Raw genomic sequence first — 18512 nt, 5'->3', positions numbered from 1 at the left:
TAAGATGCTTAAAAAAAAATCCAGAAGATTCTAATGTAGAAAATTCTGGATTGATTTTATTATAAATTTCTGCTTAGACAGAAATAATATGTATGTTAGTTATTCACGATAACCCATTCTCCTTTTTCAAGTAAAGGAATAGCTTGTTTAAACTTTACTTCTTTTTCTTCGCCACTCATTACATTTTTAATAGTAACACGCTCGTTTCTGCCAACTTTAGGCTGGTCTCTTACAATTGTCTCAACTGGTTCAGCTTGTTGTGGTTTAGAATTAGATATGGCTTGCTCACTTGAGTTTTGAACATCTGCTTTACTTGTACTTAAACGTTCTTTTCTTTGATCTCTAGCTTCAGAAATTTGATTTGCATCTTTTGTAGGCAATTCTCCTTTAAATAAGAAAGATAATACTTCTTTATTAATTTCATCTACAGTTTTCTTAAACAATTCAAAAGCTTCAAACTTATAAATTAATAAAGGATCTTTTTGTTCATATGAAGCATTTTGTACAGAATGTTTCAATTCATCCATTTTACGTAAATGCTCTTTCCAGTTTTCATCTATAATTGCTAGCGTAATGTTTTTTTCAAAATCTCTAACTAAGCTTTTCCCTTCGGTTTCATAAGCCTCTTTTAAGTTTGTAACCACTTGTAAAGATTTACTTCCGTCTGTAAAAGGAACTACAATTCTCTCATATCTATCGCCTTCATTTTCGAAAACATCTTTAATTACTGGAAACGCTAAAACAGCATTTCTTTCAATTTTATTTTTGTAATGTTCAGAAACAATATCAAATAATTTATCTGCAATTTCTTTTTCATTTAACTTATTAAATTCTTCTTCAGAAATAGGAGAAGTCATTGAAGAAAACTTGATCAATTCGAATTCAAAATTCTGAAAATCTTTTGCAGCTTTATTGCTATTAATAATCGATTCACAGGTTTCATAAATCATATTTGCAATATCTACTTGCAAACGTTTACCATCTAAAGCATTACGTCTTCTTTTATAAACAAACTCACGCTGAGCGTTCATAATATCATCATATTCTAATAGACGTTTACGAATACCAAAGTTATTTTCTTCAACTTTCTTTTGTGCTCTTTCAATAGATTTAGAAATCATAGAATGCTGAATTACTTCACCTTCTTTTAATCCCATTCTATCCATCATTTTTGCAATTCTATCCGAACCAAAAAGACGCATTAAATTGTCGTCTAAAGCAACATAAAATTGTGTTGACCCAACATCACCTTGTCTTCCTGCACGACCTCTTAATTGTCTATCTACACGTCTAGAATCATGTCTTTCTGTACCAATAATAGCCAAACCACCAACTTCTTTTACTTTGTCGGTTAATTTAATATCGGTACCACGACCCGCCATATTTGTTGCAATGGTAACCACACCAGGTTTTCCTGCTTCTGCAACAACATCTGCTTCACGTTTGTGTAGTTTTGCATTCAAAATATTATGAGGAATCTTACGCATCTGTAACATTCTACCTAATAATTCTGATATTTCTACAGAAGTTGTACCTACTAAAACCGGGCGATTTTGCTCAACTAATTTTACAATATCTTCTATAACTGCATTGTATTTTTCACGCGCAGTTTTATATACTAAATCTTCTTTGTCATCTCTTTGAATTGGTTTGTTTGTAGGAATCTCTACAACATCTAATTTATAGATTTCCCATAATTCACCAGCTTCTGTAATCGCAGTTCCTGTCATACCAGAAAGTTTGCGGTACATTCTAAAGTAATTTTGAAGGGTAACTGTTGCAAAAGTTTGCGTAGCATCTTCAATTTTACAATTTTCTTTTGCTTCAATTGCTTGGTGTAATCCGTCTGAATAACGACGCCCGTCCATAATACGACCTGTTTGTTCATCAACAATCATCACCTTATTTTCCATCACTACATATTCTACATCTTTTTCAAAAACAGTGTATGCTTTTAAAAGTTGATTCATGGTATGAATACGTTCACTTTTAATGCTAAAATCTTTATATAATTCGTCTTTTAAAACTGCTTTATCTTCAGCAGAAGTTTTAGAACTATCAATTTCTCCAACTTTTACACCAATATCTGGTAAAATAAAGAAATTATCATTGTCCGTTTTTTCTGATAAATGCGCAATCCCTTTATCTGTTAAATCAATTTGATTATTTTTCTCTTCAATTACAAACCACAATGCTTCATCTACTTCTGGCATTAATTTGTTATTGTCTGCCATGTAGTAGTTTTCTGTCTTCTGAAGAATTTGCTTATTTCCTTCTTGAGATAAAAACTTAATTAAAGCTTTATTTTTTGGTAAACCTCTATAAACTCTTAACAATTGAAAACCACCTTCTTTGGTATCTCCAGCTGCAATTAACTTTTTAGCTTCCGCTAAAACACCAATTAGATATTTACTTTGAATACCAACAATATCACTTACCAAAGGTTTTAGTTCATTAAACTCGTGTCTGTCTCCTTGAGGAACAGGACCAGAGATAATTAACGGTGTTCTTGCATCGTCAATTAAAACAGAATCGACTTCATCAATAATTGCATAATTTGGTGTTCTTTGTACTAAATCGTCTTTAGAGCTTGCCATATTATCACGTAAATAATCGAAACCGAATTCGTTATTTGTTCCGTAAGTAATATCTGCATTATATGCTTTTCTACGAGCGTCTGAATTTGGTTGGTGATAATCTATACAATCTGTAGAGAAACCGTGAAACTCAAAAATTGGTCCCATCCACGCTTTATCACGTTTTGCTAAATAATCATTAACTGTTACCAAATGCACTCCATTTCCTGTTAATGCATTTAAATACACAGGTAAAGTAGAAACTAAGGTTTTTCCTTCCCCTGTCATCATTTCGGCAACTTTACCTTGGTGCAAAACAGAACCACCAATTAATTGAACATCGTAATGCACCATGTCCCAAGTAACAGGTTTCCCTGCAGCATCCCAAGAATTTGCCCAAAAAGCTTTGTCTCCTTCTAAAGCAATATGTTCTCTTTCTCCAGACAATTCTCTATCAAAGGCAGTTGCAGTTACTTCAATTTCTTTATTTTCTACAAAACGCTTTGCAGTTTCTTTTACAACAGCAAAAGCCTCTGGCATAATTTGTAATAAAGTGTCTTCAGAAACTTTGTAAGCTTCATCCTTTAAAGTATCTATTTCTGCATAAATATCTTCTTGTCTATCTATATTTGCTTTAACAGCTTCTTCTTCTAGTGCGATAATTTTATCATCAAACTCTTTTGTAGCTGTCTTTATCCTTTCTTTAAACTCAATCGTTTTTGCCCTCAATTCGTCATGAGAAAGTTTAGAAAACGCTGCTTCAAATTTTCTTACATCTTCTACAACTGGTTGTAAAAATTTTAAATCTTTCTGTTGTTTATCACCTACAAAAAGTTTTATTACTGAATTTAAAATACTCATTATTTATATGATTTTGTCAGCTAAAAAAGTTAGCTATATTATTTGGTTGTATATCAGGTTTTTATAAACCATTAAAAAGTGTTTTCATTCTTTTAAAATAAAAACAAAAAAAAAGCCTCTTTAGAGACTTTTATATTTAATTGTTATGTTTAGTATTCATCCTCATTCCAAAGATAATCATCTTCAGTTGGATAATCTGGCCAAATCTCTACAATTGAGTCATACGCATCACCTTCATCTTCTATATCTTGTAGGTTTTCTACTACTTCTAAAGGAGATCCGGTTCTAATAGCGTAATCTATTAATTCGTCTTTGGTTGCTGGCCAAGGTGCATCTGCTAAATAAGATGCTAATTCTAATGTCCAATACATTTCTTATTGTTTAATTTTGTGCAAAAATAATTTTTTTGCTGAATTATGCAAGTCTTTTTTAAGAAATTTATTGTGAAGTAATTATTATTTTTCATTAAACCCTTAAAATCAGGTGTTTAAATAAAATTTAATTTCTTCAACTCGATAAAAAAAGAACTTATTAATTTTTCTCCGGAATCCATTTAAACTCGGCTATTTGTAAGTCTTTAGACAATTTTCGTGCCAACACAAAAAGATAGTCAGAAAGGCGGTTTAAGTATTTTAGGATGTCATTATTTATGGCTTCTTGGTCATTTAACTCTACAGATAAGCGTTCTGCGCGTCTGCAAACACATCTTGCAATGTGACAGAATGACACTGCTTGGTGGCCTCCTGGAAGAATGAAGTGAGTCATTTGAGGAAGTTCTGCATCCATTTTATCGATTTCATTTTCTAAGAAAAGAATAGAATTTTCATCAATTTTTGGAATATTTAAACGTTCTTTTCCAGATTTTAAAGTTTCTTTTTCTGGCGGAGTTGCTAACATAGCGCCTAAAGTAAACAATTCATTCTGAATTTTTAAGAGCGATTCTTTTACTTCTATTGATATTTCCTGGTCTTTTATTAAACCGACGTATGAATTCAATTCATCAACAGTACCATAACTTTCTATCCGTAAATTGTATTTTTTTACTCTTGTACCGCCAAATAGGGCAGTAGTGCCTTTGTCACCAGTTTTTGTATATATTTTCATTTAAAATGAGATCTAAAGTTTATAAGATATCAAAGTTACAAAGTTTAAAGGTTGTAACGCTTTGCATTTTTATAATTTAACAGTAAAAAAAATATACTTTCTATACTCTAATCTTAAAATGTTCTTTTGCTTGTTCTTTTCTAAAGAAAACGATTCCGAAGTAAAACAGATCTACCGTTACTGTAACTTTTGAGTGATTTTTTATAATTGACCAAGCTTCTTGCATTTCTGAAGCCCAATAAATATCGTCAAAAATAAAAAACGAATCATTATCAATTGTTTTTAAACATTCTTCAAAATAACTTAAAGTTGCTTTTTTTGTGTGATTTCCATCGAAGTAAATACAATCGAATTGTTGTTTTTGGGTAACTTCTGAAAGTGTTTTAGAAAAATCTCCAGTTATAATTTCAATCGTATTAAAATTTATTTTATCAAATAATTCTTGTGCAACTTTACTTGTTTCTGGGCAACCTTCTAAGGTTATTATAGATGCTTTAGTGTTTCCTATTTTTAGCGCAGAAGTACCTAAACCTAATGAAGTACCGATTTCTAGAATATTTTTTGGGTTAAAATAATTTACAATTTTAATTAATAATTTTGCTTTTTTATTCGATATTCCTGCAACTTTAACTATTTTAGAGACTTGGCGGTAATTCTCTTTAAAAACTTTAGATCCAGCTCCAAAATCTGTAACTTTAATCTTTTTTTTATTATCTAGTAAGAGTTGTTTTGCGTTTAGGAAATTTTCCCATAAACTTTTATTTGTTTTTTTATAAAAACATTTTGTAATAAGTTGGTAAACAAAAGGCGAGTGAACACCATGTTGATTGCTAGCTTTTGATAAAAATTGAAGGTATTTTCTTTGTTGATATAACATCTTATAGAAATGAAAAACGAAAATAAAATAAAATTATAGCTTTACACTTATAAAAAGTATATTTGTTGTTATTGTTCTTAAAATTCAAAATGAAAAAATACCTAGTTTTAATCCTATTAATTACTTCTTTTAGTTCTTGTGTTTCTAATAAAGAATTAACATACCTTCAGGGAAAACCAATTTCAAGTTCAGAAATAAAAAGAATTAACAAGACTCCTTACAAATTGCAAATAGATGATATTTTAAATATTACAATATCTTCTAAAAACCTTGATATTGTAGCTGTTTTTCAGAAAGGAGTTTTAAATGATAATGTAAGTAATGTTGGTAACTTAGGTAATAATCAAGGTTATTTTTCTGATTATAGTGTTGATAATTATGGTAATATTAGAGTGCCAACTTTAGGTGAAATTAATGTTTTAGGATACACAGAAATTGAAGTTAGAAAAAAAATAGAAAATAAACTTAGAGACGAATACATTAAAAATGACGAGAGCCTATTTGTTTCTGTGAAATTATCAGGAATTAGATATACTATTATAGGAGAAATTAATCAACCTGGAACTAATATTATTTATCAAAATAGAGTTTCTATAATAGATGCTGTTGCTAATTCTGGAGACATTACTGATGTTGGAAATAGACAATCGGTAGAAATTGTTAGACGTTCAATAAATGGGACAGAAAAATTTATAGTTGATTTAACAGATGTTAATGTTTTAAACTCAGACGTTTTCTACATAAAACCTAACGATATTATAAATATAAAACCTTTACAAGAAAAATCTTGGGGAACTGGTAAAACAGGATTGCAAAGCTTGTCTACCATTGTTTCTGTTTTTACATTAATTACATCTACTATAATTTTAGCTAGAAATTTATAAAAAATATGAGTAATCAATCAAAAGGCATTCATACTTCTACTGCAGGTAACATAGATGTAAAAGACTACGTTTATAAAGTTCTTGCATATTGGAAGTTATTCTTAGTTACTATAGTTATCGGACTCATTGTTGCTAAGTTTATGAATGGCTATATGAAAGAAATTTACACCTTAGATACTGTTATTTCTGTAAAAGAAGAAAATAATCCACTTTTTTCTACAGGAACTAATATTGCTTTTAATTGGGGTGGTTCTAGCGATGAATTGGAAACGGTAAAAGTAATTTTGAAATCTAGGTCTCATAATGAAATTGTTGTAAAGAGATTAAATTTTTATATTAATTACCTTCAAGAAGGTAGGTTTAGAATTGAAGATAAGTATGGTTACACACCTTTTATTGTAAATTTAAATACAAGTAAACCACAATTATACAATAAATTGATTGCGATTGAATTTACTGGAGATGAAACTTTTAAAATCTCTTTCGATTTTAATGAATCTGGTAGCAATTCATTAATAAATTATGATACCAATAGTATTGTTAATTTGCCTTCGAAAGAATTGAGTTTTTCTAAAGAATACCATATAAGAGACACAATAAATACACCTTTCCTTCATTTTTCAATAAAACAAGTAAGTCCGTTTAAAATAGGTGAAAAGTACTTTCTACAATTTACTAGTTTCGATGGAACTGTTGGTGCTAATAGAAACATAAATGTGAGTAGCATTACTAACGCTGCTTCTATGTTAAGGTTAAGCCAACAAGGAGGTAATAAAAAAAGAATAGAAGATTACTTAAATGCTACAGTAAAAGTTTTAGATTCAGTAAAACAAATTCAAAAAATAGAGTATGCTGTAAAAACCCAAGCATATATAGATACGTTATTTATAGCTGAGGAAAAAAAATTAAGAAAATTAGAAAAAGACCTTGGAAATTATAGAGAAACAAATAATATTTTTGATTTATCAACACAAGGAACAGAGATATTTGGGGAAACATTTACTTTAGAAAAAGAAAAACAACAAATAGTAAGTTATAATGATTATTTAAAAAATTTAAGAGGTTATTTAAAATCAAATTATAAATACAATAGAGATAACCTTGTACCGGCTTCCCTTGCTCTAGAGGATCCTAAGATATCAGAATTAATCAATAATTTGGTAACAAAATCTAGCTTTAGAGAAAGCTTAAGGAATATGGTTAAAGATAATCATCCAGATGTTATTCAGATATCAAGGGAAATTCAAATTATTAAAAATAACTTATTAGAAAATATTTCTTCACTTGAAAGAGTCAATAGCAATAGATTAAGAAAACTAAACTCTAACTTAAGTATCTATAAATCTAAAAAGAAAAAATTACCAAAGAAGGAACAAGGTTTAATTTCTTTTCAAAGAGATTATGAGATTTCTGAAACCAATTACAGTTATTTAAAGCAAAAAAGATATGAAGCGGGTACAGCAATTGCCGCTAATGTTTCTGATGTGAAAATTATTGATACAGCTAAAGATTTAGGACAAGGGCCAAATTACCCTTTACCTAGTTTTAATTACTTAATTGCAATAATGCTAGGTACAATATTACCGTTGTTTTATATTATAATTAGAGAGTTGTTAGATAATAAAATTCATACTGCAGAAGAAATTCAAAATAATTATGCGATACCCGTTTTAGGTGTTGTTGGAAAAAATACAGGAAAGAATAATTTAGCTGTTTTTGAAAGACCAAAATCTTCTGTTTCAGAATCATTTAGAGCCTTACGATCTAATATTCAATTCTTGTTTAAAAACACAAATGAAGATGAGTCAAAAACGTTGATTTTAACATCATCTGTTAGTGGAGAAGGTAAAACGATGGTTTCTATAAATATGGCAACTGTTTTTGCATTGAGTGGTAAGAAAACTGTCTTATTAGGCTTAGATTTAAGAAAACCTAAGATCTATGATGATTTTGATTTACCAAATGATGTTGGAATTGTGAATTATCTAATTAAACAGAAAACATTAAAAGAAGTAATTACACCAACAAAAATTCCGAATTTAGATTTAATTTTATCAGGACCAATACCTCCTAATCCGTCCGAGTTATTATTAAATAATGCTGCAGATGAAATGATTAGGCAGTTAAAAAAAGAATACGATTACATTATTATAGATACGCCTCCAGTTGGTTTAGTTTCTGATGCTTTAGAGTTGTTCAAATATTCTGATGCTGTTATTTATGTTGTTCGTCAGAACTACACAGAAAGAGGAATGATGAAAATGATTGATGATAAATATAGAAATAAAGAAGTAACAAACATAAGTTACGTATTAAATGATTTCTCTATAAAAAGCAAGTACGGTTACGGTTATGGCTACGGATATGGTTACGGTTATGGTTACGGAAAATATAGCTATGGTTATCATGAAAATGAAGATAAAAAAGGTTTTTTCTCTAAATTATTTGGTTTCTTAAAACCGAAAAAATAACTTCTCTCATGATATCAAAAAAAGAATACGCTCCTTATTTTAAACAATATATGCAATTGGTTGATATCGAGAATGTAACTATACTCGAAAACTTAGAAAGCTCTCAAAAAGAATTTGAAAGCTTATTAAGAAACATTGCTAAAGAGAAACATATTTTTTCTTATGCAGAAGGAAAATGGACGTTAAAAGAATTGATACAACATATTATAGATACAGAAAGAGTTTTTTGTTACAGAGCCTTGTCTTTTGCAAGAAATGATAAAACGTCATTACCGGGTCTTGATCAAGATATTTTTGTTGAGAATGATAATGCAAATGATAGAGATTATTATGATTTATTAGATGAAATGGAAGTTTTAAGAAAATCTAGCATTCAGTTATACAAAAGTTTTTCTGATGAAGCCTTGTTAAGAATTGGAGTTGCATCTAATAATAAAATGTCTGTTAGGGCTTTAGGGTATTTGTTTTCTGGCCATCAAATACATCATTTAAATATCGTAAAAGAGCGTTACTTATAGGCATAATCACTCTTTTAGAAGTGTCTTAAAGTTTATAGAATAAAAAAATCCGAAGTTTTAACTCCGGATTTTTTATAATTTAGTATTCAGTTTTATCTTCTTTTTCCGACCATTTATCAAACGGTTCTAATGCAATTTTTCTTCCAACTTGTTCAAAAGGAATACTTCTTTTTTCATATGGAAGCGGAATTTCCTTGTAAATAAATTCATCATCAAAACCAATATTTGCAGCATCTTGCTGGTTACAGCCATAATACACTTTGTCTGGTCTAGCCCAATAAATTGCGCCTAAACACATAGGACAAGGCTCGCAAGAAGTATAAATAATACAACCATCTAATTGAAAAGAACCAATGTTTTTACAAGCATCTCTAATAGCGGTTACTTCTGCATGTGCAGTTGGGTCGTTTGTAGAAGTAACTTTATTATTTCCACGCCCCACAATCTCTCCATCTTTTACAACAATACAGCCAAACGGTCCGCCTTCGTTGTTATTCATTCCTTTTAAAGCAGCTTTTACTGCTTCACTCATAAATTCTTCGTGATTTGTCATGTTCATTTTCTATTTTTATGATTATTTTTTTCGCTAAAAAAAAGCTGTAAAATAAATTACAGCTTTTTAAAAATTGTAATTGTAATTTTTATTTTAAAGCACCAGTCATTTCTTCTGGTTTTACCCATTCATCATATTGTTCTGGAGTAACATAACCCAATCGAACCGCTTCTACTTTTAAAGTAGTTCCGTTTTCGTGAGCTGTGTTTGCAATTTCTGCGGCTTTATAATACCCTATTTTAGTATTTAAAGCAGTTACTAGCATTAAAGAGTTATTTAATAATTCTGTAATTCTAGCATGATTTGGTTCAATACCTGCAACACAATTTTCATCAAAAGAAACACAAGCATCTCCAATTAATTGTGCAGATTGTAAAACGTTTGCAGCCATCATTGGTTTAAAAACGTTTAATTCATAATGACCTTGAGTTCCACCAACAGTTACAGCAACATCATTACCCATAACTTGCGCACAAACCATTGTAATTGCTTCTGCTTGTGTTGGGTTTACTTTACCTGGCATAATAGAACTTCCTGGTTCATTTGCAGGAATCATAATTTCTCCTATTCCAGATCTTGGTCCAGAAGCCATCATTCTAATATCGTTTGCAATTTTATTTAACGAAACGGCTACTTGCTTTAAAGCGCCATGAGTTTCTACCAAAGCATCGTGTGCTGCTAAAGCTTCAAACTTATTTTCTGCTGTTATAAAAGGTAAATCTGTAAACTCTGCAATATACTTTGCAACTAAAACATCATAACCAGCTGGCGTATTTAATCCTGTTCCTACGGCAGTTCCTCCTAAAGCTAACTGACTTAGATGTGCTAATGTATTTTCTAAAGCTTTTAAACCAAAGTCTAATTGTGCTACATAACCAGAAAATTCTTGACCTAAAGTTAACGGAGTTGCATCCATTAAATGTGTTCTACCAATTTTTACGACATCTTTAAAAGCAATTGCTTTGTCGTGTAAAGTATTTCTTAATTGTATAATTCCAGGAATTGTATTTTCTTTTATCTTCTTATAAATAGCAATATGCATTCCTGTTGGAAATGTATCATTTGATGATTGCGATTTGTTCACATCATCATTTGGTTGAATGGTTTTTTCACCTTCACCAATTACTTTTCCTGCAATTTCATGCGCTCTGTTGGCAACTACTTCGTTCACATTCATGTTAGATTGTGTTCCAGAACCTGTTTGCCAAATTACTAACGGAAATTGGTCATCTAATTTTCCTGCTAAAATTTCATCACAAACTTGTGCAATTAAATCTCGTTTTTCTTCTGCTAAAACACCTAATTCTGCATTTGTATAGGCAGCAGCTTTTTTTAGATATGCAAAACCATAGACAATTTCTAGAGGCATAGAAGCGGCAGCACCAATTTTAAAGTTGTTACGAGAACGTTCTGTTTGCGCTCCCCAATATTTGTCTGCAGGAACTTCTACGTTTCCCATTGTATCTTTTTCTATTCTGTATTTTGACATTTTTATTGAATTTAGATACCACAAATTTACAAAAAGTAAGCCAAAATATTATGAACAATTGGTGAATAGTATTGAAAAAAGATGGATTTTGGTAGTGATTTTTAAAAATAAGTATTATTTTTGCTCTAATAATTTTTCAAAAGATATAAATGTTAGATTTTTCAGAATTTTCAGGATTGGTTTTATTCATGTTTATTTTTACAGCTGGTTTCTGGTTGTTAATATTCTTATTAACATTTGTGGTTCCTTATTGGATAGGTGGAACTATTTGGGAGAATATGAAATTAAAGAAAGAAGCAAAGAAAGCTGCGGAAGGAAAGTAGTTCTCTAAAAAACATATTTTATAAAAAAAAACTCGTTCAAGAAATTGAACGAGTTTTTTTGTGTGGTATAGTACCGGTTAGGGATTACTTACATTATACTGTTTTATTGATGTTTTGAACGCGCCGCTTTTAAAATATTTTCTGAATCGCTCTTTTAGGAAAAATAGCGATTCAGAAAATGCTGTTCAATACTCTTAATAATTATGCTCTTTTAAAATTCGCCACCACCATTATCTTCTCTACTATTAGGTGTTTTACTTTTCTTATTCTGGTTGAATCTATACGTAAAGTTCAGTGAAACTTGGCGAACGCGCCATTGAAAAGATTGATCGGTAATGTTTGTAGGGTTTTCTCTACTTGGTGCAAAAGCGTTAGTTTTATATTTTCTAGAGTTAAATACATCACTTACATTTAAAACTAAGGTTCCTTTGTCTTTTAAAATGTCTTTACTAAAAGCTAAATTGGCAGAAAAAATACCTTCTGTATCGCTTTGAGCATCACTTCTTGGGCCTCTGTAAAACAATCTTGTTTGCCATTCGATATCTAAAGGAAGGCTTACTCTTGCATCGAAACGTGTAAACCAAGAGGTGTTTTTTGTGTCAAAAATTTGAGTAACATTGGTTATTGTATTTGTGGTAGGGTTTGTTAATTCATATGAATATTCTCCATCTGTTTCAAACTGAAAGAAGTTAAAACTACCAGAAAAACGTAGTTTTCTAGACGGATTATAGTTTGCGTTCAACTCAAACCCTATTCTGTCTTCTGAAGCCAAATTTATAGGTTGTCTTACCAAAATATTAGTTTCTTGTCCGTTTATTATTCTAACTTCTTGTCTATTCACTCGAACAATGTTGTTTGTAGAATGTTGGTAATAAACAGATGAGTTTAAGGTTAATTTACCCCATCTATTTAAATAACCTAAATCGAAAGAGTCTGTATAGGTTGGGTCTAAATCTACATTTCCTTTAGAGATAACCGTTTCACTTGCTCTGTTTTCAAACGGATTTAGATACCAAGAATTAGGTCTTCTTAATCTTCTACTATATCCTAAGGTAAAACTTTGGTCTTCTGTAAGCTCGTATCCTAAATTTAAAGTTGGAAATAAATCAGTTAAATTTTTAGTAAAACGTTCATTTGTAGTTAAAAGATTTACATTAAGCTCTGTCATTTCTGCACGTAAACCTAATAGATAAGAAAACTTGTTTATTTTACTACCAAATTGCGTGTAGAATGCATTTACATTTTGAATAAACTCTAAGTTATTAGATGGGTTAAATCTTGTATCTAAATTTGGTGCTATTACTAAATAATCTGATTTTAAATCTTGAAAATTACCTCGGTAACCTGCCTCAAATTGAGAATTTTCGCCTATTGGTAGTACATAATCTGCTTGAAAAAGATTGTCTACAGAAACTTCATAGGTAGCGTTAAATTCAGAATTTATATCTTTAATAGTTGCAGCTTCATTTTCATTACTAGCATTGTATTGGTAGTCTAACGTTAATTTGTGCCCCTTGTCATTAAAATTATTCGTATAATTTAAGGAGAATTGTAAAGATTCATCTTTTTCATCTTCATCTTGTATTCTTGTAGAATTGTACAAATTGTTTCCAGAAGGATCAAAAGAACTAATCTTATTTGTAGATAGATTCTTGTTATCTGAGTCTCTTACAAAGATAGTACCTGTAAGAGAGCTTTTATCATCTAAAAAATATTCTAACCCTATATTTGCATTGTACCCTTTTCTAGACCTGTCGAAATTTCTATTTTCTGTTCTTAAACTATCAATACTGCCGCTAGAAAGGTAGGTAATGTCTGAAACGTAATTTCCAGGACTACGACTATCATTATAACCAATATTAGAAAAGAGGTTAATTTTTTCTGAACGCATATTTAAGTTAACAGCACCTTGGTAATTTCTAGGATCTGCAACGGTTACGTTTACAGAACCATTAAAGCCCGTAGCTTTTCCTTTTCTAAGAATAATATTTAAGATTCCTGCGGTTCCTTCTGCGTCATATCTTGCAGACGGAGAAGTAATTACTTCTACACGCTCTATTGCATCTGAAGGTAATTGTTTTAATGCATCTGCACCATTTAAACCAACCAAAGCAGATGGTTTTCCGTTAATTAAAATTCGTACATTTTCACTTCCTCTTAAACTAACGATTCCTTGTGGATCAACATCTACAGAAGGTACATTATCTAAAACATCTGATGCGGTACCACCTTTTACCGTCATGTCTTTACCAACATTGTAGATTTTTTTATCTAAACGAATGTCTACTGTAGATTTTTCTGCAACAATTACAATTTCATTCAAACTATTAGTGTCTTCGGCCAATTTTAAAGTCCCTAGATTCTTGTTTGAAGTGATTTTTTCTGAAGGATATTTTATAGATTTAAAAGAAATAAATTCTATGCTTATTTCATAAGTTGCCGCTGGTGCATCAATTGAAAACAGACCATTTAAGTCTGTAATACCACCAGAAATTTTCTGATTTTCAGTATTTTTTATAATTATGGTAGCGTATTCTAAAGGCTGATTGCTGTTTGCATCGATAACTTTACCATAGATTTTAATAGTATTGGTACCTTTTGAATTTTGAGAAAACAATGTTGTTATTGTAAATAAGCAACAAATAAAGAGAGTAATTTTTTGAGTCAAGACCTTGTTTTTTAGTTTTAGACTGCAAAGTTGCCTCTTAGTTTAATTACATTCAGTTAAAGAAAAGTTAAAGAAAATATTAAAAAGTTAAAGCTATATAATCGACAAAATAGCTTCTGGAGGTCTACCTATAACTGCTTTGTTATTATTGATAACAATTGGGCGTTCTATTAACTTCGGATGGTTTAGCATCGCTTTTATTATTTCAGTATCAGACAATTCTTTTCCTTTAAATTCTTCTTTCCAAACCTTTTCTGTTTTACGAACTAATTGAATAGGAGTGATACCTAGTAATTTGATAATTTCTTTTAATGCTTCTTCTGATGGAATTTCTTCTAAATATTTTACGATTTCAAATTCTTTTTTTGAATTTTCTAAAATCTCTAAACCTTGTCTCGATTTAGAACAACGCGGATTGTGGTATATTTTAATCATGTTTTATGTTTTTAGTGTTGTTATATGTTAGCAAAAAATTTTAGCCCTGATTGGAATGACATCCTTTTTGTTTTTCACAAAAAGATATAATGGAAAGCAGGAAATAGCTTCTAATTATTATTCTATTGGATATTCTTAGATATGTTAAAATTTAATCACTTTTTTGTCCATTTAACATTAAATAAGATTTTAAAAACGGATCTATATCTCCGTTCATTACGTTGTCTACATTTCCTGTTTCATGCGCAGTTCTTACGTCTTTTACTAATTTATAAGGATGCATAACGTAATTTCTTATCTGGCTTCCCCATTCTGTTTTTAACTTTCCAGATTCAATTTCATCTCTTGTTGCTTGTTGTTTTTGCAACTCAATTTCATATAATTGCGACTTTAGCATTTTCATTGCAGTTGCCCTATTATCGTGCTGAGAACGCGAATTAGAACAAGAAATTTGAATTCCGGTTGGTTTATGCGTTAGTTGGACTTTCGTTTCCACTTTATTCACATTTTGTCCACCAGCACCACTAGAACGCGCGGTTACAATTTCTATATCTGCAGGATTAATTTCTATTTCTATAGAATCATCTACCACAGGAAAAACATATACAGAACCAAAGGTTGTGTGACGTTTTCCGTTAGAATCGAAAGGTGAAATTCGTACCAAACGATGCACACCATTTTCTCCTTTTAACCATCCAAAAGCATAATCGCCTTCAATTTCTATGGTAATCGTTTTAATTCCAACAACATCACCAGCTTGGTAATTAAGCGTTTTTAACTTAAAACCATGCTTTTCTGCCCACATTGTGTACATTCTAGACAACATTTCTACCCAATCGCAACTTTCTGTTCCACCAGCGCCAGCATTAATCTGTACAGTTGCAGACAAAGCATCTCCTTCTTCAGAAAGCATATTTCTAAATTCTAAATCTTCTAAAAAAGTAACTGTTTTTTCAAACTGTTCGGTAACTTCAGTTTCTTCAACTTCACCTTCTTTGTAAAAATCATACAAAATAGTAACATCTTCATTTAAAGTGATGGTTTTGTTATAATCTTCTACCCATTTTTTCTTGAAACGTAATTCTTTCATGAAGATTTCTGCAGCTTTTGGGTCGTTCCAAAAATCTGGATCTACCGTTTTCTCTTCCTCATTGGCAATTTCAATAAGTTTCTTATCAATCTCTAAATAAGATTTTAACTTTTCAATTCTTTCGGCAATATCTTTAAGTTGGTCTTGTGTAATCATAAGTTGAACAAAAATAAATGAAATTTTAAGATTTCTTGTTTTAAAAGCTGATTGTTATTGTATAGATTTATAGAAAATTTACCAAACATGAAAAAATTACTACTTATTCTATTTTTTATTACCGTTTCTGTGGATGGATTTTCACAGTTTTTTATAGAGAAAACTGGAAACAAATTACAAAAAGGAATTACTAAATATGAAGGGTATTTTACCTTTTATTATGATGATACTTCTGATAAATTATTTCTTCAAGTTGATGATTTAACTTCAGAATTTCTTTATGCACGTTCACTTTCTGAAGGTGTTGGCTCTAATGATTTAGGTTTAGATAGAGGTCAATTAGGTGGCGGAGTAGTCGTTCATTTTAAAAAAGCAGGTAATAAGTTAATGTTGATGCAACCCAACTTAGATTACAGAGCAATTACAGATAACGAGGAAGAAAAACAATCTGTAAAAGAAGCGTTTGCAAAATCGGTTTTACATGGTTTTGTAATTAAAGAAGAAAAAAATGGCAGCTTTTTAGTAGATGCAACCGATTTTTTTATGAGAGATGCACATGGCGTTGCAAGTACTTTAGCTAGAAATAATCAAGGAAATTATAGTTTAGACAAAAGTAAATCGGCTTTTAATTTAGAAAGAACAAAAGCATTTCCTAAAAATGTAGAATTCGATGTAATGCTAACTTTTAAAGGTTCACCGAAAGGATATAATATAAGAAGTGTAACGCCAGATGCAAGTTTGGTTACTGTACATCAGCATCATTCTTTTGTAAAATTACCAGATAATAACTACAAACCTAGAAAATTTGATACCCGTTCTGGAGGTTATGCAATGTCTTATTTAGATTATGCAACACCCGTAAATGAATCAATTACAAAACGTTTTATTTTTAGACATCGTTTAGAAAAGAAAAATCCGAATGCTGTAATTTCTGAAGCTAAGAAACCAATTATTTATTATTTAGACAGAGGAACGCCAGAACCAGTTCGTTCTGCGTTATTAGAAGGCGGACGTTGGTGGAATCAGGCTTTTGAAGCGATTGGTTACAAAGATGCTTTTCAGATGAAAATGCTGCCAGAAGGCGCAGATCCTTTAGACATTCGTTACAATATGGTGCAATGGGTGCATCGATCTACGCGTGGTTGGAGTTATGGTGGCAGTATTTCTGACCCAAGAACTGGCGAAATTTTAAAAGGGCATGTAAGTTTAGGAAGTTTACGTATTCGTCAAGATTTTTTAATAGCACAAGCTTTGCAAGCGCCCTATAAAAATAACTCTGTAGATGATGATTTTGCTTTGCAAATGGCAATTGCAAGAATTAGACAATTGTCTGCACATGAAATAGGCCATACGTTAGGTTTTGCACATAATTTTGCAGCAAGTACAAACGGAAGGTCTTCTGTGATGGATTATCCGCATCCGAAATTTACTTTAAAAGACGGTAAAATTGATTTTTCTGATGCGTATGATACCAAAATAGGACCTTGGGATAAAGTAACGGTTGCTTATTTTTATCAGGATTTTAAGGATGAAGAAGAAAATGAATTGAATAAAATTTTAGAAGATGCCGCTGCCAACGGATTAAAATACTTGTCCGATTCAGATGCAAGGTCTCAAGGAAGTGCAAGTGCTTCTGCACATTTATGGGACAATGGCGGCAATATTTATGATGAATTATACAACCTTTTAAAGATTAGAAAAAAAGCGATTGCTAATTTCTCTTCGGACAATATAAAAACGAATCAACCGTATTCTGTATTAGAAGATGTTTTTGTGCCGTTGTATTTTTTCCATAGATTTCAAACAGAAGCAACTGTAAAACTCATTGGAGGATTAGAGTATTCGTATGCTGTAAAAGGTGATAACCAAACCATTGTAAAACGTGTTTCTGGTGCAACAGAAAGAATTGCTTTGCAAGCCGTTTTGCAAACCATAAATGTTGATGAAATAGCAATTCCGAAAGAAAAATTAGCCTTATTTCCCCCAAGAGCAATGGGCTACGGAAGAAGTAGAGAATCTTTTAAAAGTGATTTAGGTGTAGAATTTGATGCTTTTGGGGCAGTAGAAACTGCTAGTGAAATGACGTTGAATTTATTATTGAATCCGCAAAGAGCATCCAGGTTAATTGCGCATAAAAGTTTGAATAAAAATCAATTAGGTTTGGTTGAATTATTGGATGAATTAATTGCGAAAACCATCAACAAAACACATAAAGATACCTATTATCAAGAATTACAAAACGTAATAAATACAGCTGTTTTAGAGCAATTATTTTATTTGGCTGCATATAAGAATCAGTACAAACAAGTAAATGCAATTGTCTTGTTTCAGTTGGATGAAATCAAATCAACCTTAAAAAATAAAAATTCAAAAGGAATCCAGAAAATATATGACAATGCAATGGTAAAAATGATTGATGATTTTATTAAAAATCCGATTTCATTTAAGAAATCAAAAGCACCACAAATTCCTGATGGTTCGCCAATTGGAAGTGATGATTAGACATA

At 30.8% G+C, this 18512-nt stretch carries 14 protein-coding genes; 5 read left to right on the top strand and 9 right to left on the bottom strand.

The window, feature by feature from the left end:
* Nucleotides 1-95: 95 nt before the first annotated feature.
* The 4 genes from secA to CW731_RS04340 form a co-directional block, all read right to left on the bottom strand.
* Nucleotides 96-3437, bottom strand: coding sequence for a preprotein translocase subunit SecA (gene secA, locus CW731_RS04355; RefSeq protein WP_100945586.1), 3342 nt, complete (start codon nucleotides 3435-3437; stop codon nucleotides 96-98).
* A 149-nt stretch (nucleotides 3438-3586) separates the two neighbouring features.
* Nucleotides 3587-3808, bottom strand: coding sequence for a DUF2795 domain-containing protein (locus CW731_RS04350; protein ID WP_065318236.1), 222 nt, complete (start codon nucleotides 3806-3808; stop codon nucleotides 3587-3589).
* A gap of 160 nt (nucleotides 3809-3968) precedes the next feature.
* Entirely contained in the window at nucleotides 3969-4541 is a 573-nt protein-coding gene (locus CW731_RS04345; RefSeq protein WP_100945585.1) for a cob(I)yrinic acid a,c-diamide adenosyltransferase, read from the bottom strand.
* Nucleotides 4542-4641: 100 nt separating this feature from the next.
* The gene (locus tag CW731_RS04340; RefSeq protein WP_100945584.1) at nucleotides 4642-5418 is read right to left on the bottom strand and encodes an O-methyltransferase; all 777 of its coding nucleotides are present in this window, start codon (nucleotides 5416-5418) and stop codon (nucleotides 4642-4644) included.
* 89 nt (nucleotides 5419-5507) lie between these two features.
* Here CW731_RS04340 and CW731_RS04335 point away from each other — a divergent pair, with 89 nt between their 5' ends.
* The 3 genes from CW731_RS04335 to CW731_RS04325 are packed head-to-tail and all read left to right on the top strand — an operon-like array spanning nucleotide 5508 to nucleotide 9291.
* On the top strand, nucleotides 5508-6302 hold the full coding sequence (locus CW731_RS04335) for a polysaccharide biosynthesis/export family protein (RefSeq protein ID WP_100945583.1): 795 nt from the start codon (nucleotides 5508-5510) through the stop codon (nucleotides 6300-6302).
* A gap of 5 nt (nucleotides 6303-6307) precedes the next feature.
* Nucleotides 6308-8773 (top strand): exopolysaccharide transport family protein, encoded by a 2466-nt coding sequence (locus CW731_RS04330; RefSeq protein ID WP_100945582.1) that lies wholly within the window; start codon nucleotides 6308-6310, stop codon nucleotides 8771-8773.
* Nucleotides 8774-8781: 8 nt separating this feature from the next.
* Complete coding sequence (locus CW731_RS04325; RefSeq protein ID WP_100945581.1) at nucleotides 8782-9291, top strand: DinB family protein; 510 nt, start codon at nucleotides 8782-8784, stop codon at nucleotides 9289-9291.
* 79 nt (nucleotides 9292-9370) lie between these two features.
* On the opposite strand, the gene CW731_RS04320 is transcribed toward CW731_RS04325, so the two are convergent.
* A complete protein-coding gene (locus CW731_RS04320) occupies nucleotides 9371-9844 on the bottom strand; it encodes a nucleoside deaminase (protein WP_100945580.1) in 474 nt (157 codons plus the stop codon).
* Nucleotides 9845-9932: 88 nt separating this feature from the next.
* A complete protein-coding gene (gene fumC / locus CW731_RS04315) occupies nucleotides 9933-11333 on the bottom strand; it encodes a class II fumarate hydratase (RefSeq protein ID WP_100945579.1) in 1401 nt (466 codons plus the stop codon).
* A 149-nt stretch (nucleotides 11334-11482) separates the two neighbouring features.
* Between fumC and CW731_RS15635 the strand changes: the two genes are divergently transcribed.
* Nucleotides 11483-11656 (top strand): hypothetical protein, encoded by a 174-nt coding sequence (locus CW731_RS15635; protein WP_165733463.1) that lies wholly within the window; start codon nucleotides 11483-11485, stop codon nucleotides 11654-11656.
* A 211-nt stretch (nucleotides 11657-11867) separates the two neighbouring features.
* Here the strand turns inward: CW731_RS15635 and CW731_RS04310 are convergent, their stop codons facing one another.
* The 3 genes from CW731_RS04310 to prfB all read right to left on the bottom strand — a co-directional run bounded on the left by CW731_RS04310 (nucleotide 11868) and on the right by prfB (nucleotide 16005).
* On the bottom strand, nucleotides 11868-14273 hold the full coding sequence (locus CW731_RS04310) for a TonB-dependent receptor (RefSeq protein WP_232734717.1): 2406 nt from the start codon (nucleotides 14271-14273) through the stop codon (nucleotides 11868-11870).
* Between the two features lie 144 nt (nucleotides 14274-14417).
* Nucleotides 14418-14759 carry an arsenate reductase (glutaredoxin) gene (gene arsC / locus CW731_RS04305; protein WP_100945577.1) on the bottom strand — a complete coding sequence of 114 codons (342 nt, stop codon included), beginning with the start codon at nucleotides 14757-14759 and terminating at the stop codon, nucleotides 14418-14420.
* Between the two features lie 151 nt (nucleotides 14760-14910).
* Nucleotides 14911-16005, bottom strand: a complete 1095-nt coding sequence (prfB, locus tag CW731_RS04300; RefSeq protein ID WP_100945576.1) for a peptide chain release factor 2 — start codon at nucleotides 16003-16005, stop codon at nucleotides 14911-14913.
* Nucleotides 16006-16092: 87 nt separating this feature from the next.
* On the opposite strand from prfB, the gene CW731_RS04295 reads away from it, so the two are divergent.
* On the top strand, nucleotides 16093-18507 hold the full coding sequence (locus CW731_RS04295; RefSeq protein WP_100945575.1) for a zinc-dependent metalloprotease: 2415 nt from the start codon (nucleotides 16093-16095) through the stop codon (nucleotides 18505-18507).
* The last annotated feature ends 5 nt before the right edge of the window (nucleotides 18508-18512 follow it).

This window comes from Polaribacter sp. ALD11 (genome assembly GCF_002831685.1).
Lineage (GTDB): Bacteria > Bacteroidota > Bacteroidia > Flavobacteriales > Flavobacteriaceae > Polaribacter.
This window is presented reverse-complemented; position numbering and strand designations above follow the sequence as displayed.

What these genes read in the sequence shown, in the direction of transcription:
- secA (WP_100945586.1), bottom strand. Translation starts at nt 3,437, where the DNA reads ATGAGTATTTTAAATTCAGTAATAAAACTTTTTGTAGGTGATAAACAA.
- CW731_RS04350 (WP_065318236.1), bottom strand. Translation starts at nt 3,808, where the DNA reads ATGTATTGGACATTAGAATTAGCATCTTATTTAGCAGATGCACCTTGG.
- CW731_RS04345 (WP_100945585.1), bottom strand. Translation starts at nt 4,541, where the DNA reads ATGAAAATATATACAAAAACTGGTGACAAAGGCACTACTGCCCTATTT.
- CW731_RS04340 (WP_100945584.1), bottom strand. Translation starts at nt 5,418, where the DNA reads ATGTTATATCAACAAAGAAAATACCTTCAATTTTTATCAAAAGCTAGC.
- CW731_RS04335 (WP_100945583.1), top strand. Translation starts at nt 5,508, where the DNA reads ATGAAAAAATACCTAGTTTTAATCCTATTAATTACTTCTTTTAGTTCT.
- CW731_RS04330 (WP_100945582.1), top strand. Translation starts at nt 6,308, where the DNA reads ATGAGTAATCAATCAAAAGGCATTCATACTTCTACTGCAGGTAACATA.
- CW731_RS04325 (WP_100945581.1), top strand. Translation starts at nt 8,782, where the DNA reads ATGATATCAAAAAAAGAATACGCTCCTTATTTTAAACAATATATGCAA.
- CW731_RS04320 (WP_100945580.1), bottom strand. Translation starts at nt 9,844, where the DNA reads ATGACAAATCACGAAGAATTTATGAGTGAAGCAGTAAAAGCTGCTTTA.
- fumC (WP_100945579.1), bottom strand. Translation starts at nt 11,333, where the DNA reads ATGTCAAAATACAGAATAGAAAAAGATACAATGGGAAACGTAGAAGTT.
- CW731_RS15635 (WP_165733463.1), top strand. Translation starts at nt 11,483, where the DNA reads ATGTTAGATTTTTCAGAATTTTCAGGATTGGTTTTATTCATGTTTATT.
- arsC (WP_100945577.1), bottom strand. Translation starts at nt 14,759, where the DNA reads ATGATTAAAATATACCACAATCCGCGTTGTTCTAAATCGAGACAAGGT.
- prfB (WP_100945576.1), bottom strand. Translation starts at nt 16,005, where the DNA reads ATGATTACACAAGACCAACTTAAAGATATTGCCGAAAGAATTGAAAAG.
- CW731_RS04295 (WP_100945575.1), top strand. Translation starts at nt 16,093, where the DNA reads ATGAAAAAATTACTACTTATTCTATTTTTTATTACCGTTTCTGTGGAT.